At 49.0% G+C, this 21,927-nt stretch carries 17 protein-coding genes; 11 read left to right on the forward strand and 6 right to left on the reverse strand.

Annotation, left to right across the window (positions count from 1 at the left end):
• The first annotated feature begins 102 nt into the window (after positions 1-102).
• On the forward strand, positions 103-651 hold the full coding sequence (locus HA050_RS05900) for a hypothetical protein (RefSeq protein WP_166822130.1): 549 nt from the start codon (positions 103-105) through the stop codon (positions 649-651).
• 2 nt (positions 652-653) lie between these two features.
• Here HA050_RS05900 and HA050_RS05905 read toward each other — a convergent pair whose 3' ends face one another.
• The 5 genes from HA050_RS05905 to HA050_RS05925 all read right to left on the reverse strand — a co-directional run bounded on the left by HA050_RS05905 (position 654) and on the right by HA050_RS05925 (position 5,858).
• A complete protein-coding gene (locus HA050_RS05905) occupies positions 654-1,400 on the reverse strand; it encodes a LytR/AlgR family response regulator transcription factor (protein WP_166823299.1) in 747 nt (248 codons plus the stop codon).
• A gap of 26 nt (positions 1,401-1,426) precedes the next feature.
• Positions 1,427-2,647, reverse strand: a complete 1,221-nt coding sequence (locus HA050_RS05910; RefSeq protein ID WP_166823302.1) for a sensor histidine kinase — start codon at positions 2,645-2,647, stop codon at positions 1,427-1,429.
• 407 nt (positions 2,648-3,054) lie between these two features.
• On the reverse strand, positions 3,055-3,495 hold the full coding sequence (locus tag HA050_RS05915; protein ID WP_205836306.1) for a cupin domain-containing protein: 441 nt from the start codon (positions 3,493-3,495) through the stop codon (positions 3,055-3,057).
• A gap of 178 nt (positions 3,496-3,673) precedes the next feature.
• Positions 3,674-4,138: a hypothetical protein gene (locus HA050_RS05920; RefSeq protein ID WP_166823308.1), complete on the reverse strand. Its 465-nt coding sequence runs from the start codon at positions 4,136-4,138 to the stop codon at positions 3,674-3,676.
• A gap of 352 nt (positions 4,139-4,490) precedes the next feature.
• Complete coding sequence (locus HA050_RS05925) at positions 4,491-5,858, reverse strand: MltF family protein (RefSeq protein ID WP_166823311.1); 1,368 nt, start codon at positions 5,856-5,858, stop codon at positions 4,491-4,493.
• A 359-nt stretch (positions 5,859-6,217) separates the two neighbouring features.
• On the opposite strand from HA050_RS05925, the gene HA050_RS05930 reads away from it, so the two are divergent.
• The 10 genes from HA050_RS05930 to HA050_RS05975 all read left to right on the forward strand — a co-directional run bounded on the left by HA050_RS05930 (position 6,218) and on the right by HA050_RS05975 (position 20,945).
• A complete protein-coding gene (locus HA050_RS05930; protein WP_166823314.1) occupies positions 6,218-8,116 on the forward strand; it encodes an ATP-binding cassette domain-containing protein in 1,899 nt (632 codons plus the stop codon).
• 187 nt (positions 8,117-8,303) lie between these two features.
• Positions 8,304-11,195, forward strand: a complete 2,892-nt coding sequence (locus HA050_RS05935) for a PAS domain S-box protein (RefSeq protein WP_166823317.1) — start codon at positions 8,304-8,306, stop codon at positions 11,193-11,195.
• 104 nt (positions 11,196-11,299) lie between these two features.
• Positions 11,300-12,889 (forward strand): peptide chain release factor 3, encoded by a 1,590-nt coding sequence (locus tag HA050_RS05940; protein WP_099397472.1) that lies wholly within the window; start codon positions 11,300-11,302, stop codon positions 12,887-12,889.
• Between the two features lie 260 nt (positions 12,890-13,149).
• Positions 13,150-15,462, forward strand: coding sequence for a formate C-acetyltransferase (gene pflB, locus HA050_RS05945; RefSeq protein WP_166823320.1), 2,313 nt, complete (start codon positions 13,150-13,152; stop codon positions 15,460-15,462).
• Between the two features lie 6 nt (positions 15,463-15,468).
• Entirely contained in the window at positions 15,469-15,741 is a 273-nt protein-coding gene (locus tag HA050_RS05950; RefSeq protein ID WP_277344367.1) for a glycine radical domain-containing protein, read from the forward strand.
• Between the two features lie 116 nt (positions 15,742-15,857).
• Positions 15,858-16,643, forward strand: a complete 786-nt coding sequence (pflA, locus tag HA050_RS05955; protein WP_166823323.1) for a pyruvate formate-lyase-activating protein — start codon at positions 15,858-15,860, stop codon at positions 16,641-16,643.
• 149 nt (positions 16,644-16,792) lie between these two features.
• A complete protein-coding gene (locus HA050_RS05960; protein ID WP_205836307.1) occupies positions 16,793-18,031 on the forward strand; it encodes a lipoprotein-releasing ABC transporter permease subunit in 1,239 nt (412 codons plus the stop codon).
• Positions 18,024-18,716, forward strand: a complete 693-nt coding sequence (lolD, locus tag HA050_RS05965) for a lipoprotein-releasing ABC transporter ATP-binding protein LolD (RefSeq protein WP_166823326.1) — start codon at positions 18,024-18,026, stop codon at positions 18,714-18,716. The genes HA050_RS05960 and lolD overlap by 8 nt, the downstream gene beginning before the upstream one ends.
• Positions 18,717-18,880: 164 nt before the next feature.
• Positions 18,881-19,705, forward strand: a complete 825-nt coding sequence (locus tag HA050_RS05970) for a substrate-binding periplasmic protein (RefSeq protein WP_166823328.1) — start codon at positions 18,881-18,883, stop codon at positions 19,703-19,705.
• 439 nt (positions 19,706-20,144) lie between these two features.
• Positions 20,145-20,945 (forward strand): substrate-binding periplasmic protein, encoded by an 801-nt coding sequence (locus HA050_RS05975; RefSeq protein WP_166823331.1) that lies wholly within the window; start codon positions 20,145-20,147, stop codon positions 20,943-20,945.
• An 89-nt stretch (positions 20,946-21,034) separates the two neighbouring features.
• Here HA050_RS05975 and HA050_RS05980 read toward each other — a convergent pair whose 3' ends face one another.
• Positions 21,035-21,916 (reverse strand): mechanosensitive ion channel family protein, encoded by an 882-nt coding sequence (locus tag HA050_RS05980; protein ID WP_166823334.1) that lies wholly within the window; start codon positions 21,914-21,916, stop codon positions 21,035-21,037.
• Positions 21,917-21,927: the final 11 nt, after the last annotated feature.

Genomic DNA, 21,927 nt, shown 5'->3' on the forward strand with positions numbered 1-21,927 from the left:
TAGAAAAACGAAACGTATTCCATTTAGACTAAGCGCCCCGGCAGCACCCTATCATGTGGCGACAGGACAGCATAAAATGCCCCCCGTTTTTATCTGCATCTCATGAAAAACCACACCCTGCCCATCGGCCTTGCATTGGCACTACTGATGCACCTTAGTGTTTATCTTTTTTATCAGGCCAAAAAACCGGCCAGTCAGACAAGACGCCCGGGCTTACAAATTTTCTTACCTGCTCATGAAATGCCCCGGACGCAGCCGGTAAGCCCGCCCCCGCCACCTGCGGCAGAGCATCAACAACAAACATCCAAGCAAAAAACAAGGCCCAAAACAGGGCCAGTTTCAACACATGAAACAAAGTCCAATATTTTGGAGATTCCTCCCATTACTGAGAGTGGTAACGCCATTCACCAAGCGATTACCCCCGCTGCCAGACTCGATTTATCCATTCCCAAAGAAAACAGCTCTGCCGCTAAAGCGCAATCCATTGTCCCCGGGCTAAAACCACAGGCAGAAACACCGCGCAGCGAGCTGGCCAAATCACTGGATAAAGCCAACCGGCCTGATTGTAAAAAAGCGTACTCAGGATTGGGTCTGCTCGCAATCGTGCCCTTAGTGGCCGATGCAGTAAGCGACAGCGGCTGCCAGTGGTAGATTTACATTTGCTTAAATAAATGCGTAAAGCTGCGGCTGACTTCCAGCTTTTCGCTCAGGCCGCTCACTTTCACCAGTAAGCGCCCGCGAATATCTTTAACCACGCCTTCAATCGCCTTACTGTTTACCAGCGTTGCGCGGTGAATTTGCCAAAAGAGATCAGGATTGAGCTCTTCTAATAAATCACGCACGGGCTTTCTGATTAAAGCCTCATAATTTTTTGTCTGCACCCGTGTGTATTTTTCATCGGATTGAAAAAACAAAACTTCTTCAACCGGAATCAAACGCAATTCCTGCCCCATTGATGCCTGTATCCATTGCAAATACGCGGGCTTTTGGGTGACTTGCTGAGCAATCCGGGCAATTAAGGCTTGCATATCATTGGGCGGGCTGGCGAGGCGTTTTTTTAAACGCTCTGCGGTTAAAGCCAAACGCTCCGGGTCCGCTGGCTTTAATACATAATCAATCGCACCGTGCTCAAATGCTTCTACCGCGTATTGATCGTAGGCGGTTACAAAAACAATATGGGTAAATTGAGAAATAGCCTGCGCCGCTTCTAAACCAGTAAGGCCAGGCATGCGGATATCTAAAAAAGCAAAATCCGGCCGGTGCGCTAATGTCTGGCTAATCGCTTCTTCGCCATTTTTAGCTTCGGCAATGATTTCTAATTCTGGCCAGACCTGAGAAAGACGTAACTTTAACTGATCACGCATTAAACGCTCGTCGTCAGCAATCAGTGCTGTAGGCATGGCAATCCTTTAAAAAATGGGCACATTTATATTGCCAGAGTATAAGGCACTTCAATCGTAATACACACGCCGGTTGGTTTATTTTCTGTAATTGAAAACAAGCTGTTCCCTTTATATAACAAAGCCAGCCGCTCACGAATATTCTGCAAACCCAAACCTGTGCCACTGCTTTTTGCCATACCGAAACCAAGGCCATTATCAATCACGCTGATTCTTAATTTCTGATGAGCAACTTCTGCATAAACACTCAGGCTGCCGCCTTCTGTTTTAGGCTCTAATCCATGTTTAATTGCATTTTCAACCAGCGTTTGCAAAATCATCGGCGGAAAAGCCGCTGAGCGTAAGCCTTCAGGAATATGAATATTAAATTCCAGGCGCTCTTCCATGCGCATTTTTAACAGCTCTAAATACGCAGCCACCATATCGGCCTCGCGGCCCAAATGATTACCAGAGGCATGATCCCTGATTTGCGGTAATACCTGACGTAAATACTGAATCAGGCTGCGCTGCATGGCGGAAGCACGCGGCGGATCCGTTTCAATTAAATATTCAACAGACGCCAGGGTATTAAATAAAAAGTGCGGCTCAATTTGCGCTTGCATCATTTGTATTTTGGCCTCGGCCACCTGCCTTAATAATGCCTCTCTTTCTGATTCTTTTTGTGCTTCTCTGGCCAGCGCTTCGGCACGTTTTTTACCGCCCATTAATACCTTGATGCCCAGCAGCATCATGATAAAAAGAAACACCCAGTTATTCAAAGAAATATTAGTCGATATCCTGGTAGAGGACGGTGAATTTTCTTCAAGAGTCAGCAAATACTCGCTCACCGCATTAATCAATTCATTCTTATCCTCTGAAGATAAGTCACTATCCTGAATCACATTCAATCCGGCAATTTTATCGTGCAATTTTTTCTTTATTTTCTCTTTATCGTGACCTGCTTTTTTTTCATCTGCCAGCTCTTTTTCTGCATCGGCTTTTTCTTGCTCTGCCTGCTGCTGGTCCGCATTTTTATTGGCGGGTGGTACAGGGGGAGGCGGCAAAGTAGCAGCATATTCTGCATTTCTTAAGCTATTAACCCCATCTTCAATCGCGCCGCCCATAATCAAAGACAAAATCATTAAAAAGATAAACTTACCCCAGCTCAGCTGAATCACCCACACAGCGAGCCGGTCAAAGATTTTTTTAAAAAAATCAAGCACTTCATAAAAACGTGCTTTGATTATTTGAATATTTTCTTCATTCATATGCTGCCTTTTTTATATAAGCCGATCATGCCCAAGACTTAATTTCAGCTAAATACCCATATCAATTAATTATATAACCATGCTCTGCCTGACTCATTTTCTGATTAGCTTAAGAAAACAGGGGTCACAAAAAACCTCAGATGGATTTACTTCATATGAGCAGTAACTTGCGTAGCAGAAAATATTTTTTACCATGCAAAATACTTTCCACAAAGGGATCTGGCTTTTACCCTGAACGCGGAATAATCATCCCATCGCTGCTATCTCTGTCGTCTTAGGCAAAAAAACCAACAACATATTACTCTGAATGGATAAATATCATCAGCAAGCAATTCTGATAAACAGGCCGCGTTAGCATTATCTGCTAATTCACAATATTGCACGCGGCTCCCAATCAATAGCAAATACTAATGAAGGTCTTTATTCTCATTATTCTCTGGCTCAGACAAAGGCATGCCAACCGAGCCTGCATAGGAAACAATCAGCTCAACAGGCTCTTTGCCCGTTATTCCGCGATGGTATTCACCGACCATTTCTGGCAATACCTGCCCGGATGTAATAATTTTCTTTTCACCGCCCACTTTCTTTTCAACCGTTAATGAGCCAGAAACAACATAGGCTACATTGGGCATGGAATGTTTGTGCCATGCCATCGTGGTATTGGGAGGGATTGTTATTTTCAAAACAGTCAGCTCAGGCGGGCCGGATGGATAAGAATCATATTTTTTTCCATCCCATGACTGGCTGCTTTTAAGCAAAGTGTCCATTTGAATGGCGGGTTTGTTTTCAGCATGAGCCACGTTCAATAACAACACAGCGGCCAGTGCAATAGAAAATATTATCTTCATAAACATGTATTCCTTCGTTTAAATAAATATTTTCATTATATTAGCATTTAAAGCGCGCTGATCTTTATTTACTTTATTTATTTTAAACACATTAATAAATCATCACTAAGGACTCAACCAGGGCAATCACTCTAAAAATCCATCATGGCGTATAAATCAGTCTGTCTGTTAAAGCGCATTAAACGCCATAAGGCATGAAGAGATTAATCTTTTTTACGATTGCCATAGACGGCATTACAGTATTGAAAAAAACCCCTTCGCCCTGCTCTGCAGCCACAATCATAGATGGCAATACCGGAGCGCGTTCCCGCTTTGCAAGCACTTCGATTCGCGGCAATTTAATAATCACGGCGTCTTTTGCACATTTTACATCTGATACCGCCAGTTTTACTGACGCTTTATGGATTACATCGCGGCGCTTTCCAATAACCTCTATTCTCGGCAATTTAATAATGACTGCATCGTTTGCAATTGACGCATCAAGTGCGGCCAGTTTGACTGGCGCTTTATTGATTACATCGTGGCGCTTCCCAACAACCTCTATTCTTGGCAATTTAATAATCACTGCATCTTTTGAAACAGGCGCAGCAAAAACAGGAGTAGAAATCATCAATGCGGTAGCAATTAACATTAAGGCTTTCATGACATTCTCTTGCAAAGTTGGAGTAATGTCACTTTAAACAAAGCCATTCCAAGGCGAAACAGCGCTGCGATCAATTGCAAAAAGCGAGGATCAGAATGCAAAAAAACAAGACCAGGATGCAAAGCGGCCCAAAGATTAACAGATTGGCCAGTCTCTTTGCGTGCATTAACCCGCCTTAAACCCCGTACCGCTCAGCCCTGCTCACCCAAGGGAAGAGAACCAATATAAAAACAATCATTTATGCGCTAAACGCACACACGGCCTGTACGGATAAAAGCGGATAACGCCTCATTTTGCTCTGTGATCTTCAGAGCGGCGTGATTCAATGTCTGGGTACTGCGGCAACATATCTTTATTTAAGCTCGGCCGCCGCTGACGCGCCTTCGTGCCGTTTGCGTGTTTTTTCCGCCGCCTGGTAGGCAATATAATAACGGCTCACTGCAGACACATAATCCACCATGCCTTTACTGACCGACTTTAAAGCTACTTTTTCTACATTCCCCAGCCAGCGGTTGCGATCCAGGCCCTGAGCCGCCGCCTGATTACGCAATTGCTGTACACGCCCTTCACCTGCGTTGTAGGCGGCAATCATAAAATAAAGCTGATCCTCGTCATTAATGCCAGGGTTATTAAAGAAATCACGCAAATGCCCCAGATAACGCGCGGCCGCCGTGACATTGCCTTCAGCATCATGGGGATTCGTCACCCCCATATTACGGGCGGTGCTGGGGTTAATTTGCATAATGCCGGTCGGGCCTTTTTTACGTATGACCGAATTCAAACCTGTTTCTTTCTGCCCGATAGCAGCAAGCAGCAGCCAGTCTAAATTATTGGCCGCGGCCACAATTTGAAAAACAGGTGCAAAAAAAGCCAGCTTATCCAAAGACCCCAGCTGACTGGCGCTTTGCACTTTGCCACTGATTTCCAGATAGCGCCGCGTAGCCGTCACAGCCCGCTCGGCAACGCCTGATTTCTCTGCAAAGCGATTTAAAGTGGCCAGCAAAGCACTGTCGTCTTTACGCACCGCCCACGCCACAGGGACTTTTTCTTCTGTACAGCTATGACTTTTTAGTTTGCTCAGCGTTTTACTCCATAAACCCAGAACAAAACTGCTGGCCATGGTGGTTTTATCTGCGTTTTTATTAATTTCAGCGAGCAGCATTTCACTGTTTACACCTGGCGCGGCGTTTTCTGCCTCAAACTCCGCACTTCCGGCCTTGCGTCTTGCCTCATTAAAATCACCTAAAAGCCGCTGGGCATAGCTGCTGGATGGAATCGTAAGACTGTGGCCCTCTTCTGCTGCCGACACCGTACACCAGCGATCTTGCAAATAAGGGGCAGAAAATGCGACTAATTGCTTTGCCCCTTCCGTCACCGGCATCAGCCCTGCAGCAATATCCCCTCGCCCGGCCCTGAGCGCGGGAATAAGCTCACCGGCATCAACAGGAATAAATTGCAAACGCAGCGGCGGCTGCCCCTTGCTCCGCCCCTGGTTCAGAAATTTTTCAAACTCGTTCAGCATGCTGTATTCCACACCATACTGACGGCCATTTTTAATAAAAAAAGTAGAAGGCCCCAGTGCCACCAAAACTCTCAGCCTTTCTGGCGGGTGTTCCGGGTCAAAATCAGCGCCGGTTGCAGCGAGCTGGGAGGGTTTACTTAATGCTGGGTGCGTGCTTTTTACACTCGCTACGGGCTTTGCCCAAACTGGGCCAGTCAAACACAAACAGAGCATCAAGAATCGTATCATTCGCGGTTTCCGAGTTTGCTTTATGACGCTTATTGCGGCTGAAACAGGATGGCAGCATCCCGTCATTTACGGCGCTGAGCCTGAGTGATCACGCTGCAGGCAGGGTAAATAAGCCACCTGGCCCACCCCATTCTAATGGTGGAAATCAATAGTTCCAACACTGCAGGTATCGGCTAAGGCCATCTGGCCGTATAATCGCCACTAAGATTTTTTGTTGGCAAATCAATGCACACTCTGCCTCAGCGCGTTCTGGCTAAAGGCAAAGGCGCACAATCTGCCCTCTATATTCAAACATTCAAATAAGCAAAACCCCTGCTTCAAGGTACCAAATGCCCATTTTAATTGTAGAAAACGCTCACCTCGCCTATGGCCACGTTCCGCTTTTAGACGGAGCCAGCTTTATTCTTGATGCTGGTGAACGCGTTGGTCTGATCGGCCGCAATGGTGCAGGTAAATCATCCCTTCTTAAAACCGTCGCAGGCGTCAACAAGCTGGACGACGGCGTTATCCGCCTGGAAACGGGCGCGAAGATGGCTTTTGTTTCGCAAGAGCCTGTATTTGATATGGAACACACCGTTTATGAAGCCGTGGCCGAAGGCCTGGGTGCGGTGCGCCAGACGCTGATTGACTATCACGCAGCACTGCAAACATTAGATGACAGCGAAGAAAGCTTAACCCATCTGATGGATTTACAGCACGATTTAGAAGCGCAGGATGGCTGGCGGCTTGATTCGCTGATTGCCTCGATTATGTCGCACCTTGATCTGCCTGCAGAAACAAAAATTGGCGCTTTATCAGGCGGCTGGAAAAAACGCGTGGCGCTGGCCCGTGCTTTGGTCTCTGAACCACAGCTTTTATTACTGGACGAGCCAACCAATCACCTGGATGTCAGCGCGATTGAATGGCTGGAAGAGCTGCTCAAAAACTTTGCGGGCAGCGTGTTGTTTATTACCCACGATCGCCGCTTCCTCGACAATATTGCCACCCGCATCATCGAACTTGATCGCGGCAATCTGACCAGCTTCCCGGGTAATTTCAAAACTTATGAAACAAAAAAACAAGAACTGATCGAGCAGGAAGAATTTACCAATAAGAAATTCGATAAAGTGCTCGCCCAGGAAGAAGTATGGATCCGCCAGGGGATTAAGGCGCGCCGCACCCGTAATGAAGGCCGAGTGCGCCGGCTGGAAGCCTTACGCATCGAGCGCAGCCAGCGCCGCGAACGCGTAGGCAATGTCAGCTTTAATGTGGATTCAGGCGATAAATCAGGCAAGCTGGTGGCCGAGCTGGAAAACGTCACCAAGGGTTATAACGGCAGAACACTTGTAGGCAACTACAGCACCCGTCTGATTCGTGGCGATCGTATCGGCTTGGTCGGGCCAAATGGCGCGGGTAAAACCACGCTGCTTAAAATGATTTTGGGTGAATTACAGCCTGACAGCGGTGAAGTTAAACTGGGCACCAACTTACAAGTAGCCTACTTTGATCAGTTCCGCGAACAGCTGGATGAAAACGCCACGGTGATCGATACCATCAGCCAGGGCAATGATTACATCGAAATTGGCAATCAGCGTAAACACGTTATCAGCTATCTGGAAGAGTTTTTGTTTGCGCCAGCACGCGCCCGCAGCCCGGTCAGCTCTTTATCCGGTGGTGAGCGTAACCGCCTGCTACTGGCCCGTTTGTTTACCCGCCCGGCCAATGTTCTGGTACTGGACGAGCCAACCAACGATCTGGATATCGACACCTTAGAGCTGCTGGAAGAACTGCTTTCTAATTATTCCGGCACGGTGTTCCTGGTCAGCCACGACCGGGCCTTCCTGGATAATGTGGTCACTCAGGTGATTGCCTTTGAAGGCAATGGTGTACTGATTGAAAACGCCGGCGGATACGCAGACTGGATGGAAGCCAAAGCACGGATGGCCAGCAATGCGCCTGTTGTTGCTGCCCCACCCAAAGCCAGCTCAGCACCACAAAGCAAAACGGCTGAGCCTGCCAAAGCGAAGAAAAAGCTTTCATTTAATGACGCCCGCCTTTTGGAGCAGCTGCCACTGCAAATTAATGCGCTTGAAGCCGAGAAACTGGATATCCAGCAGCAATTACTCGACGCCAGCATTTATCGCAACGGGCCCAAGCAGGCCCGAGAAATGCAATTGCGCATCGAAGAGCTGGACGGGCTAATTCTCGAAAAGATGACTAAATGGGAAGAGCTGGAAGCAAAAGCTTAAGTTGTCTTTTATAAATAGCGTATTGCTGCAGCGCAAAATGGCTGATGCAATACACTATAGTATGTCTGATTAAGTGATCAAAAAGGATAAGCCGGCTCAGCAACAGCCGGCTTATCCTTTGCCCGGCAATCCGCGCATTTTCTTTGCCAGGCCCAATTTCAATGCATCCATCCCAAACCACTGAACTATGAACCGGTTTTTCGCACGATCACTGCGCCCCACGGGCTCGGCTACATCCCTCAAGCTACTGCGTGGTGGCCTGATCCTGCTGTACGCCATTTTAGCCATTGTCACTACCGTTGCGCTGGTCATCATGTCCTTGCATGACTACCAGGCCACCATCAAAGAGGCAGAACGCAGCAGCCTGTCTCTGGCACGCTCACTGGATGAGCACGCCACACGCTCTTTTGTTTCGGTTGAGCAATCCATGCAAAATATCGTGGAAAATCTCAATCAGTATGGCGGAGTGGATCAAGCCAATGAGCTGCAAACCCATAAGGTATTACAAGATAAGGTAAAGCTTACCCCGCAGGTACGGGCCATCATCACCATCGACAGCAAGGGGCTGATCCAGAGCCACGGGCTGGAATACCCTACCCGGCATGTTAGTCTGGCGGACCGGAGTTATTTTCTCTATCACCGCCAGTTTCAGGACAGCCGGCCGCTCATTGGCAACCCAATCCTGAGCCGCACAGATGGAAAATGGCTGATCCCCGTGACACAGCGCATCAAAAAAAATAATAACGAGTTTGGTGGCGTAATTTTAGCGGGCGTAGAGCCTCAGTATTTTATTCAGTTTTATCAATCGCTCAAGTTAGCGCCAGGCAGCCATGTTCATTTACTGCGCAGCGATGGCGTGATTTTACTAAGCTACCCTTTTGATGAAGCCCAGATTGGCCGTAATTTAAGGGATATAGACCCGCTGCTGTTCGAGCAGCGCCGCCTGCAAGGCTCCAGCGTTTACCCAAGCACCCAGAACAACACCCAGCTGCTGACTGCGTTTCACACCAGCCAGAGTATTCTGCCACTGATTATTCTGATTTCCACCGACCGCAACACCCTGCTGGATCGCTTTATGAGCGATCTTATTACCCGTGCCCTGGCGGGTTTAAGCTTTGTGCTGATTATTTCCTGCCTGCTCTATTTGCTGTTAAAGCAAATCAGACGAGTGGAAAGCATCGAAGAAAGATTGCATCTCACCCAATTCACCGTGGATGAAGCCCCGGATATTATTCTCTGGGCCGATTATTCCGGCCAGATTTGCTATGCCAACCGTGCCACTTCAGCCAGTACCGGCTACAGTGAGGACGAGCTGCTCAAATTACGTTTCTTTGATATTTTCCCGCAAATCAATCAAGCCCAGTGGCAAGAATTCTGGAACACCCTTACAGTTGAAAAGCGCTTACTTTACACCACGCACCAGATCAACTTGCAACATACTCAGCTGCCGGTTGAAATCACCTTCAGCCAAATCACTTTTGCTGAAGTTGCCTATCTTTGCGCCACGGTGCGTGATATTTCCGAGCAACAAAACAGCGAACGCGAGCTGCGCCGGCACCGCGACCACCTGCAAGATTTAGTCTGGGAGCGCACCGCGGAAATCCGCTCCGTGCTGGATGCCAGCCCGCTGGCCATTATGCTCTCGGTAAAAGGCACGATACGGCTGGTCAACCCTGCTTTTGAGGCGCTGTTTGGCTACAGCACGGCAGAAATCACCGACATGCCAACAGATATACTGCACGCCTCAGCCCAGCACTTTACGGCTTATAACAAGCCCATCCGTGAAGCCATTAAGAGTAAAGGCACATTCAGGGGCGAGATGGAGCTCTACCGCAGAGACACCTCCAGCTTCTGGGCCATGGTCTACGCCAAAGAAATGGTGGCTGGTGACATCAGCAAGGGCTTGATTTGCGTGATTGAAGATGTCAGTGCATCCAGAATTGCAGCGCAGGCGCTCAGACAATCAGAACGACTTAAACGCACGATTATCGAGGGCACTGCCGACGGTTTTATTCTGATTGACAGCAAAAGCCGCATTGTTGATATCAACCAGGCCTTTTGCCAACAGCTGGGGCTAAATCGCAATACGCTGATTGGCAAACAACCTGAGCAGCTTTGGCCGGAACACGCCAATTCCATCTTCCCGGCTCATTTATCCAGCCAGCAGATGCAATCCAATCATGTGGAGGAAGTCAGCCTTCCTGCCGCAGATGGCAAACAGCGTCCGTTTTTAGTCAATTCTGCCTGTATTTATGATGAGCACCAGCATTTAGAATATGCTTTTGCTTTTCTCACTAATATTTCCAAACTCAAAGAAGTTGAAAGTAATCTCTTAGAAGCGAAAGAAGCGGCAAAAGCAGCCAATATGGCTAAATCTATTTTTCTGGCCAATATGTCGCACGAGCTTCGCACGCCCATGCATGCCATTCTGTCTTTTTCTGAAATTGGCCTGTCTAAAGTAGGTACAGCCGACAGCGCTAATTTAATCCGTTATTTTGAGCGCATTCATTCCAGCGGCAACCGCTTACTTATTTTACTGAATGATCTTTTAGATATGTCGCGGCTTGAAGCCAATAAAATGCGTTATTCAAAAATGAATTTCGATCTGAAAACAATTACAAAACACGCTTCAACCGAGCTGCTTACTTTGCTGGCCAGCAAGCATATTCAGCTTAATTTAGATGCCGGCAACCCGCCGCTGATGCTTTTCTTTGATAAAGCACGCATTACTCAGGTGATTATTAATTTACTTTCAAATGCCATTAAATTCAGCCCCAACCATACTGAAATAGATATTCATTTTATTGAAGATGCCCGCCTCAGTGACGGCAGAGCGGCCAGCGGCTTAAGTGTCAGAGATCACGGCCCCGGTATTCCTGAAGCAGAGCTCGATTTAATTTTTGATAAGTTTATTCAAAGCAGCCGCCTGAACAGCCACGCCAGTGGCACTGGCCTGGGGCTGGCCATCAGCCGCCAGATCATGACCGATCATGGAGGGGAAATTAATGCCCGCAATGCCGAAAGCGGCGGCGCAGTGATCAGTATTTTGCTGCCACTGGAGCCTCCTGATAAAACATAAAGCCGGAGCAAACCCTCCGGCCTGCCGGGGCTCTGCACAGTGATCCGTGCTTATCCCCCGTAATTAACGTAAAATCCCTCTTTTGCTTTTTTGTAGCCCTTTACATGACTGATTTAGCACGCGAAGTAGGCCGTCGCCGCACCTTCGCCATTATCTCCCACCCTGATGCGGGTAAAACGACGCTCACCGAAAAGCTGCTTTATTTCTCGGGTGCGATTCAGAACGCCGGTACGGTTAAAGGTAAAAAAGGCGGCAAGTTCGCCACGTCCGACTGGATGGATATCGAAAAGCAAAGGGGTATTTCGGTGGCCTCCAGCGTGATGCAGTTTGATTACCGCGATCATGTGGTCAATCTGCTCGACACCCCGGGCCACCAAGATTTCTCTGAAGACACTTACCGCGTACTTACCGCAGTAGACAGCGCCTTAATGGTGATTGATGCGGCCAAGGGCGTGGAAGCGCAAACCATCAAGCTTTTGAACGTCTGCCGCCTGCGTAATACGCCGATTATTACGCTGATGAATAAGCTCGACCGCGAAGTACGTGATTCGCTTGAGCTATTAGACGAAGTAGAAAGCGTGCTGGAAATCCGCTGCGCGCCGATTACCTGGCCGATCGGCATGGGTAAGACCTTCCGTGGTGTATACAGCATCCTCACCGATACCGTGCTGCTGTTCACCCCGGGCAAAGGCCCGCTGGATGAAGTGGAAATCATTGAAGGCCTGAATAACCCGCGCCTTGATGAACTCTTTCCGCTGGAAATCGAAAACACCCGTATGGAGCTGGAGCTGGTACGCGGCGCTTCGCATCCCTTTGTACTGGAAGAATTTTTATCGGGTGACTTAACCCCGGTTTTCTTTGGCTCGGCGATTAATAACTTCGGGATTCGTGAAATCTTAAACGCGCTGGTTGACTGGGCTCCCTCGCCAGGCGATGCCAATGCCACCGTGCGTACCATCAGCCCGACTGAAGAAAAGTTCTCGGCCTTTGTATTTAAGATTCAGGCCAATATGGATCCAAAACACCGCGACCGGATTGCTTTCCTGCGCGTTTGTTCGGGCGAATTTACCCGCGGCATGAAATTCAAGCATTTGCGGCTTAACCGTGAAATTGCGGCCAACTCGGTAGTGACCTTTATGGCGCAAGGCCGGGAACAAGTTGAAGAAGCCTACGCGGGCGATATTATCGGCCTTCCTAACCACGGCAATATTCAGATTGGTGATTCGTTCTCTGAGGGCGAATTACTGGCCTTTACCGGCATTCCATACTTTGCACCTGAAATGTTCCGTATTGTGCGCATCAAAAACCCGCTGAAAATTAAGCAGCTGCAAAAAGGCTTGCAACAGCTGGGTGAAGAAGGTGCGGTGCAGGTATTTAAACCGCTAAATGGCTCGGATCTGATTCTGGGCGCGGTGGGAGTGCTGCAATTTGAAGTGGTGGCCTCGCGCCTTGCCAATGAATACGGCGTAGAAGCTGTATTTGAATCCACCACCATTTACACGGCACGCTGGGTAAGCTGTGAAGACGCCAAAATGCTCGACGATTTTGAAGGACAGCTGGTAAATAACCTGGGACGCGATGCTGCAAACAGCCTTGCTTACCTCGCAACCAGCCGGGTGAACTTACAGCTCACTCAGGAGCGCTGGCCTAAAATTGTGTTTCATGCAACCCGTGAGCATGCCGTTACCTTGTAAATATTTAACTCAACAGCGCCGTAATTTGGCGCTGTTTTTTTTGGGTTTTTATGCTCTGTTTTCCCAAAGCAAAAGTAGTCAACTCTATACAAGCTACAAAACCAGGAAGTTGATTTATATTAAGTTTTTGCGTCAAAGATCGGACTAGGATGAACGTATTGAAACGCGGGTTGATCGCTTTTCAGACAGATCAAACTTAAAGCGTGCCCTTATAAGGCATGCATGGCAACAGGGTCTTGAGGCCTACAGGAGCATCAGCTATGAACGCACCAGAAAACCATCTGCAACTTGACGCTTGGCGCGGGTTTAAAACTGGCGAGTGGCAAGATAAAGTGGACACTCGTGGTTTTATCCAACTTAACTATACGCCTTACTTGGATGATGATAGCTTCCTTGCCGGCCCGACCGAACGCACCACTCAGCTCTGGACAGAATTATCTGTTCAGTTAAAAGAAGAGCGTAAACGTGGCGTATTGGAAGTATCCACCCACGTTGGTGCATCCATTACTGCGCACGGCCCTGGTTACATCAATAAAGATTTAGAAACCATCGTTGGTGTACAAACCGACAAACCACTGCGTCGCGCCATTATGCCGAACGGCGGTTTACGCATGGTTCAAAATGGCCTTGAAGCCTATCACTTTGAAATGAACCCACAAATTGTGGATATCTTTACCAAATACCGTAAAGATCACAATATGGGCGTGTTTGATGCTTACACCCCGGAAATCATGGCTTGCCGCAGCTCAGGCGTGATTACTGGTCTGCCCGATTCATACGGCCGCGGCCGTATTATTGGTGACTATCGTCGCGTCGCTTTATACGGCGTTGATTTCCTGATTAACGATAAAAAACGCGAAAAAACAGAACTGAACAATGTTCCGTTTACCGAATCTGTGATTCGTCTGCGTGAAGAATTGTCCGAGCAGATCAAAGCGCTGGGCGAACTTAAGCAAATGGCTAAGTCTTACGGCTTTGATATCTCCAAGCCTGCTGCCACCGCTCAGGAAGCCATCCAATGGCTGTACTTTGGCTATCTTGCCGCCACTAAAGAGCAAAATGGCGCGGCGATGTCGATTGGCCGTACTTCTACCTTCCTTGACGTGTATATCGAACGCGATCTGCAGGAAGGCCGTATTACCGAGTCACAAGCCCAGGAAATGATTGACCATATGGTCATGAAATTACGCATTATCCGCTTCCTGCGCACACCAGAATACGATGATCTGTTCTCAGGCGACCCAACATGGGTTACTGAGTCTATCGGTGGTACTGGCCTTGATGGCCGTACACTGGTTACTAAAACCAGCTTCCGTGTTCTGCATACACTGTACAACCTCGGACCGGCTCCTGAGCCTAATCTGACTGTATTGTGGTCGACTTCTTTCCCGCAAGGCTTTAAAGAATTCTGCGCGAAAGTATCGATTGATACCTCAGCCATCCAGTACGAAAACGATGATCTGATGAAACCTAAATGGGGTGACGATTATGCCATCGCATGTTGTGTTTCAGCCATGGCCGTGGGTAAGCAAATGCAATTCTTTGGCGCACGGGTTAACCTTGCCAAAGCCATGCTGTATGCAATCAACGGTGGTGTGGACGAAAAAACCGGTAAAGTGGTTGCTAATGGCTTTGAACCACTGAAAGGTGATGTGCTCGATTACGACGAAGTAATGGCTAAATACGATGTGATGCTGGATTGGCTGGCAAAAACATACGTAACCGCGCTGAACTCCATCCATTACATGCACGACAAGTATTCGTACGAACGCATTGAAATGGCGCTGCACGACCGCGACATTCTGCGCACCATGGCTTGTGGTATTGCCGGCTTGTCAGTGGCTGCAGATTCACTTTCTGCCATCAAACACGCAAAAGTAAGCGTTGTACGTAATGAAAAAGGCATTGCCGTTGATTACAAAATCGAAGGCGACTACCCAGCTTATGGCAACAACGATGATCGCGTAGATGATATTGCGGTATGGCTCACCGAATCCTTTATGAACAAGATCAAGGCTCAGCCAGTGTTCTATCGTGATTCAATGCCTACTCAATCGGTGCTGACCATTACTTCTAATGTGGTTTATGGCAAGAAAACAGGTAACACACCTGACGGCCGTCGTGCAGGCACACCGTTCTCACCAGGCGCAAACCCGATGAATGGCCGTGACACCAATGGCTTTATCGCTGCGGGCTTCTCAGTATCGAAGATCCCTTACGAAGCAGCCCTGGATGGTGTGTCATGGACAGCATCCATGACTCCGGATGCCCTGGGCCATAACGATGCAGACCGCGTTAAAACATTAGCGGCTTCGATTGACGGTTTGTTTGGGCCACACGGTGAAGAATGCTCCGCATGCCTCGATAAAGATGCAGTTGATCAAACCATGGATCAGCTCTTCCACCTGAACATGAATGTATTGAATCGTGACACCCTGCTGGATGCCATGGAGCACCCGGAAAACTACCCACAACTGACCGTGCGTGTTTCTGGTTATGCAGTGAACTTTGTGAAACTGACCCGCGAACAGCAAATGGACGTGATCAGCCGCACATTCCACGGCAAGTGCTAAGAAGTATTGCTTTGTAATCTGTCAGCCCTGAGGGGCTGGCAGATTAATCCGAACCAAAGACTGACGAGCACACACTCACCCAAGGAGCAGCCCATGGCACAACTATTTCACCTCAATATGAATGTGTTAAACAGGGATACCCTGGTTGATGCGATGGAAAACCCGGATAAATACCCACAACTCACCGTGCGTGTTTCCGGTTACGCCGTTAATTTCGTCAAGCTCACCCGTGAGCAGCAAATGGACGTCATCAGCCGTACATTCCACGAAAAAACGTAAGTGATGCTGCCTGGCAGCTCAAAAGCAAAGTAGATCTACCCAAAACGGATCATTAAGCACAGGCTTAATGATCCGTTTTAACGTACAACAATAAAATAAGCACCACTGGAAAAAACATGAAACCAAGCAAACCACCAGGGGAAATCATCCCGATCTCTTTTGATACCGAACATCACCAGCAGGGTTTTGTACACTCAATTGAAACCGGTGCGGCCGTCGACGGCCCCGGCATGCGCTTTGCCCTTTTTGTCAGTGGCTGCCAGTTCCGCTGCCTGTATTGCCACAACCCGGATACATGGAAGCTGCATAACGGCAAAAGCTATACCGTCGAAGCCGTCATGACCGAGCTGAGTAAATACGCCAGTTTTTTACGCATTGCTGGCGGTCTGACGATTTCCGGTGGCGAGCCTTTGATGCAGGCTCATTTTGTAGGCGAAATTTTCCGCCGCGCCAAACATGATCTCAAGCTGCACACCGCACTCGATACCCAAGGCTTTTTAGCCGCCCACCTTGATGATGCATGGTTTGATAATGTAGATTTAGTGCTGCTGGATATCAAACAAAGCGACCCGGTTAAATACGAAGCCCTGACGGGCAAACCGCTGCAGCCCACACTCGATTTTGCTGAACGCTTACAAAAAATGGGCAAACCGGTTTGGGTTCGCTACGTACTCATCCCCGGCATCAGCGACGATTTTGCAGATGTAGAAAAACTGGCAGATTATCTGCAGCCCATGAAAAACGTCGAACGTGTTGAAGTATTGCCCTTTCATAAAATGGGCGAAAACAAATGGGCAGAGCTGGGCATGAAGTACGAGCTGACCGACACCCCAAGCCCAACGATGGATCTGGTCGAACGGGTTCGTGATCAATTCCGCCAGCGCGGTTTGTTTACCTGTTAACAAGTCAGAATGCAGAGTGGGCAACGCTTTATGTCCACTCCTTTTTTTGCAAAAAACACGCACTGGCCACCCTATTTACTCCATCAGCAAGCAAGCTGAGTGATCGAAGCATGCTAAACTAGCCGCCTTTCCCGCCCTGTTAGATTCCCATGTATGAACTTCTGATCGGCCTGCGCTATACGCGTGCCAGCCGTCGTAATGGCTTTATCTCGTTTATTTCTCTGGTTTCCGTGATCGGTATTGCACTGGGTGTGGCCGCGCTCATTATTGTGCTCTCTGTCATGAATGGCTTTCAGGAAGAAGTGCGTAACCGCATTCTTGGTATGGCAGCGCATGTGCAGATCAGCGGCGTAGGCAACCAGCTGAATGACTGGCAATCGGCCGCCAGCACAGCAAAAAAGAATCCGCATGTACTTGCCGCCGCCCCCTATGTTTTAGGCCAGGGCTTGCTGACGAATGGTGGCGATCAGGTCAAAGGCGTACTCATCCGCGGCATTGATCCCAAGCTGGAAAGCTCCGTGAACGAGGTTTCTGGCAAACTGGTCAGCGGAACATTCCAATCTTTGGAGGCGGATAAATTCGGCGTCATACTGGGTATTTCTCTTGCCAGCGAGCTGGGCGTTCGCACGGGCGATCGCGTCACTCTGATTACCCCGCAAGGCCAGGTGACCATTGCTGGATTCACGCCAAGATATAAGCAATTTACCGTGACCGGCATATTTAAAGCCGATTACGCCCCCTACGATATGGGTGTGGCCATGATTCATATTGGCGACGCACAAAAACTATTTCGCACCGCAGATGCTGTTTCGGGCGTCAGACTTAAACTGGACGACCTTAATCTAGCCCGCCGCATTGCGCGCGAGCTCAATTACGAAATGCCTAATTTAATTGTGGCCGACTGGACACAGGAAAACCCCACCTATTTCCGCGCTGTTGAAATCGAAAAGCGCATGATGTTTATCATCCTGACGCTGATCGTAGCCGTTGCCGCGTTTAATCTGGTTTCTACCCTTGTGATGGTGGTGACCGACAAGCAAGCCGACATCGCCATTTTGCGCACGCTGGGCGCATCTCCTGGCTCCATTATGAAAATATTTGTAATCCAGGGCGCTTTATCCGGCCTGATTGGCACCGGCTCCGGCGTACTGGCGGGCGTGTTTATCTCCAAAAATCTGGATGTGATTGTGCCGTTTATTGAACGCATACTGGGCACAACAATTTTATCCCCGGATGTTTATCTGATTTCCGAGCTGCCATCGCGCGTGCTGTGGGGCGATGTCAGCAGTATTGGTGGTATTTCACTGGTCTTAGCGCTGGTTGCAACCCTCTATCCAAGCTGGCGCGCATCCCGCGTTAATCCTGCCGAGGCTTTACGTTATGAGTAATACCAGTCAAACGCCCGTACTGGCGGCACAAAATTTAAGCAAGAACTATAAAACCGGCAAACTGGAAACCCAGGTGCTGGTCCATATTGATTTTGAACTGCATCAGGGTGAAACCGTGGCCATTGTGGGGGCATCGGGCTCTGGCAAATCCACACTACTGCACTGTCTTGGGGCATTGGATGCACCAAGCAGCGGGCAAATTCAGCTGATGGGCAAAGACCCGCTGGCACTCAATGAAACCGAACGCGGCCTGATGCGCAATCAGCATCTGGGCTTTGTTTATCAATTTCATCATCTGTTACCCGAATTTACCGCAGCAGAAAACGTCGCCATGCCCCTGCTTATCCGCCGCATGGATAAGACTTCCGCCCTGAAAGAAGCCGAAGCCATCCTGGCACGGGTAGGCCTTGCCGATCGCAGCCACCACAAACCTGGCGAATTATCAGGCGGCGAGCGTCAGCGTACCGCCATTGCCCGTGCGCTGGTCACCCGCCCTGCATGTGTACTGGCCGACGAGCCCACCGGCAATCTGGATCGCGAAACCGCAGGCGGTGTGTTTGAATTAATGCTCGAATTAGCCAGGGAATCTGGCACAGGCTTTGTAATTGTGACGCATGATCCTGAGCTTGCTGCCAAATGCGGGCGCATGCTCAGACTATCAAAAACCGGGCTGACTGCAGGCTGAATACAGCAGCCATCCTCTGAACTTAATTCACCCGCCACCATCAATGGATGGGCTTAAGCGCAGAGGATGGATGCAATACCACTGCACCCGCTCAAACTAATGCCAGCCCAAAGCATGCTATACCGTAATGGATGATTTTAACTATCGGCGCAGCCAGGTAGTCCATGAAACGGCCAGCATTTTACCCTTACCCAGCCATTTATCTGCTCAGACAAGCCATTGCCCTGCTTGCTTTTTGCTGCGCCAGCACGCTGAGCCATGCGCTCACAATCTACACCGAGAACTGGCCGCCCGTTAATTATATGGCGGACAATAAAGTAGCAGGCATGGCAGTTGAAATCGTTCAGGCATTACAACACCGGCTGGGAAATAAAGACCCCATTCAGCTTGTGCCCTGGGTGCGGGGCTATAAAGCACTGCTTGAAGGCCCCAATGTGATGCTGTTCAGCTTAGGCCGCTCCAGCGAGCGTGAGCAGCTTATGGTGATGCTTGGTCCCATCGCCATCAGCAGCACCTGTGTGTACACCCGAAAAGGCAATGCAGAACGCCTGCTGGCCCTTGGCGACTCCATCTACAACCAGGCCATCGGCACCTACCGGGGCAGTATCTTTGTGGACACCGCGACCAAAAAAGGCTTCACCCGAATCGATCTGGCCGCCACTCCACAAATGACAGCAACCAAGCTGATGGGTAAACGCTTTGATCTTTGGATTGATGGCAGCGTAGCAGTTCCTTCTATTTTGAAAGAAATTGGCCACTCCGCCGATGAAATCGAAAAAGTCATGACACTGGATAGCTTAGAGCTCTATTTAGCGTTTTCTACCCAAACCCCCGCCCGTACGATAAAAGAATGGGAAGAAGCGCTGAGCTGGCTTAAAAAAGAAGGCCACTTTCAGAAAATACACCGAAAATGGCTCCCTAATGAAGTGCCACCACCGGAAGTCAATGTATTAAGACCTCAGCAGGATCGCCAGCCCTCATCTCCTTAGTGCCTGCCCTCAGCAGCTCTGCCCGCTTATAAAAACTTCAGAAAAGACAATAACACCCCGTAAAGAGCACTTCACACCGCTCTTTGCTACTGGCTCACTGGCACCAATACACTTCGAACATTCTTAATCACCGCTGCACAATTCTGGCACGAGGCCCAAACGACACCTGCACAGCTGTACGCCAATTTATTCGCAGCTACCAGAGAAAATCCTCATCCATGGCACCATCATCGGCGACTTAGCACACAAGCGATCAAAAAAAAGAATGGATACATACTCACCAGCTAAGCACCAATTCATCAATTGAAGACGGCTCAAGCCAATACGCCATGGGGTACAACGAAAGAACAAGGGATGGATTAAGAAGACCAAGCCCAGACGACACCCACTTAAAACATGCTATACCGTAATTGAAGATTTTAACTTCCGACACTCATCCATGTTGCGGCCAGCACATTCTCCTTCTCTGTCAGCTTACACGCTCAGGCAAGCCATCACCCTGCTTGCCTTTTGCTTTGTAAGCGCCCCAAGCCATGCGCTCACGATTTATACCGAGAGCTGGCCCCCCATTAGTTATATGGCAGACAATAAGTTAACAGGAATGGGCGTTGAAATCGTACAAGCATTACAAAGCAGAATGGAAAACAAAGACCCGATTCAGCTCGTACCGTGGGTACGCGGCTACAAGGCACTGCTTGACGGGCCGGATGTCATGCTATTTAGCGTGGGGCGCTCCAGCGAGCGTGAGAAATTAATGATTTTGCTTGGCCCCATAGCCATCAGCAGCACCAGCGTTTACACCCGCAAAGGCAATGCTGAGCGTCTGTTGGCATTAGGTGATGGCATATACAAACAGGCCATTGGCGGTTACCGGGGCAGTATCTTTGCTGATACCGCCGCAAAGAAAGGCTTCAGCAACATTGACTTAGCCCCTACGCCGCAGATGACAGCCACAAAACTCATGGCCAAACGATTTGATTTGTGGGTTGATGGCAGCGTAGTGATTGCATCTGTTTTAAAAGAAATCGGCCACTCTGCTAATGAGGTCGAAAAAGTCATGACACTGGATAGCTTAGAGCTCTATTTAGCGTTTTCTGCCCAAACGTCTGCCCGCACGATAAAAGAATGGGAAGAAGCCCTGATCTGGCTTAAAAAAGAAGGCCACTTTCAGAAAATACACCGAAAATGGCTGCCCAATGATGTGCCACCGCCGGAAGTTAATGTATTAAGGCCTCAGTAAGACGGCCCCCTTCATCCCCTTAGCGCCTGCCCTCGCAGCTCAATCCCTGATAAAACCCTTCAGAAAAAGCGAAAACACCACCGGGAGGATCACTTCACATCGCTCTTTGCTAATGGCTTATTGGCACTCATACCCTTTAAAAACAATCTTAATACCCGCTGCTCAATTCTGGCACGATGCCCAAGCGGCACCGCAATTTGCAGCTGCAGGCCAATTTCCTCGTAGTGATCGAGAAAAATTCTTACCCTTGGCTCCATCATCGGCGATTCCAGTGCATACCGGCGCTCCAGCTCACGGGCATGGCGGGATAAATCTTGCGCATATTCGGCAGCAATCACATCCCCCGCCTCCATCAGCACCCGCTCTGCTCTTTCCCAGTCATCGTTGCGTAAAATAGCAACATGAATAGTCTGCAACACATAATCGCCCAGCATGCTTTCATTAAAGACCGGCTGGCTCAGCAGTAATGAATTGGGTACGGTTACACCTCGGCCAACGGTTCCCTGGCGATGGGAAGCATGGCTCGATTCCATCAGCGTGGTAGAAACCAGATTCATATCAATCACCTGGCCGCGTATCCCGCCTATTTCAACCCTGTCCCCCACGGCAAATGCATTGCTGCTGCTGCGAAAAATAGACCCCAGCATACAAAGAATCATTTCTTTGGTCGCCAGCACAATCGCCGCCGCAATCGCCACCAGCGATACGGCGAAAGTCTGAATCTCATGCCCCCAGATAAAAATCATCCCAAGCGCAAACACCGCCAAAGAGCAATTACGTAAATAAACCACCCAGCGGCGGCGAACCTCCGGCCCTAAATCATGCCTGCGTAAAATAGCGCGGCGGATCAGGGAGCGGCAAACCATCAGAGAAAAAATAAAAACAGCAGAAATAATCGCATCACGAATCAATGCCCTGTCTGCCAGCATCGGCAACAAAGCTGCCGCCAGTCTTTCGTAATACCCTTGCATATCCATCCTTA

The organism is Iodobacter violaceini, from assembly GCF_011601265.1.
Classification (GTDB): domain Bacteria; phylum Pseudomonadota; class Gammaproteobacteria; order Burkholderiales; family Chitinibacteraceae; genus Iodobacter; species Iodobacter violaceini.

Bases quoted from the DNA above. Each gene is read 5' to 3' on its own strand.
- HA050_RS05900 (WP_166822130.1), top strand. From the start codon at position 103: ATGAAAAACCACACCCTGCCCATCGGCCTTGCATTGGCACTACTGATG.
- HA050_RS05905 (WP_166823299.1), bottom strand. From the start codon at position 1,400: ATGCCTACAGCACTGATTGCTGACGACGAGCGTTTAATGCGTGATCAG.
- HA050_RS05910 (WP_166823302.1), bottom strand. From the start codon at position 2,647: ATGAATGAAGAAAATATTCAAATAATCAAAGCACGTTTTTATGAAGTG.
- HA050_RS05915 (WP_205836306.1), bottom strand. From the start codon at position 3,495: ATGAAGATAATATTTTCTATTGCACTGGCCGCTGTGTTGTTATTGAAC.
- HA050_RS05920 (WP_166823308.1), bottom strand. From the start codon at position 4,138: ATGAAAGCCTTAATGTTAATTGCTACCGCATTGATGATTTCTACTCCT.
- HA050_RS05930 (WP_166823314.1), top strand. From the start codon at position 6,218: ATGCCCATTTTAATTGTAGAAAACGCTCACCTCGCCTATGGCCACGTT.
- HA050_RS05935 (WP_166823317.1), top strand. From the start codon at position 8,304: ATGAACCGGTTTTTCGCACGATCACTGCGCCCCACGGGCTCGGCTACA.
- HA050_RS05940 (WP_099397472.1), top strand. From the start codon at position 11,300: ATGACTGATTTAGCACGCGAAGTAGGCCGTCGCCGCACCTTCGCCATT.
- pflB (WP_166823320.1), top strand. From the start codon at position 13,150: ATGAACGCACCAGAAAACCATCTGCAACTTGACGCTTGGCGCGGGTTT.
- pflA (WP_166823323.1), top strand. From the start codon at position 15,858: ATGAAACCAAGCAAACCACCAGGGGAAATCATCCCGATCTCTTTTGAT.
- HA050_RS05960 (WP_205836307.1), top strand. From the start codon at position 16,793: ATGTATGAACTTCTGATCGGCCTGCGCTATACGCGTGCCAGCCGTCGT.
- lolD (WP_166823326.1), top strand. From the start codon at position 18,024: ATGAGTAATACCAGTCAAACGCCCGTACTGGCGGCACAAAATTTAAGC.
- HA050_RS05970 (WP_166823328.1), top strand. From the start codon at position 18,881: ATGAAACGGCCAGCATTTTACCCTTACCCAGCCATTTATCTGCTCAGA.
- HA050_RS05975 (WP_166823331.1), top strand. From the start codon at position 20,145: ATGTTGCGGCCAGCACATTCTCCTTCTCTGTCAGCTTACACGCTCAGG.
- HA050_RS05980 (WP_166823334.1), bottom strand. From the start codon at position 21,916: ATGCAAGGGTATTACGAAAGACTGGCGGCAGCTTTGTTGCCGATGCTG.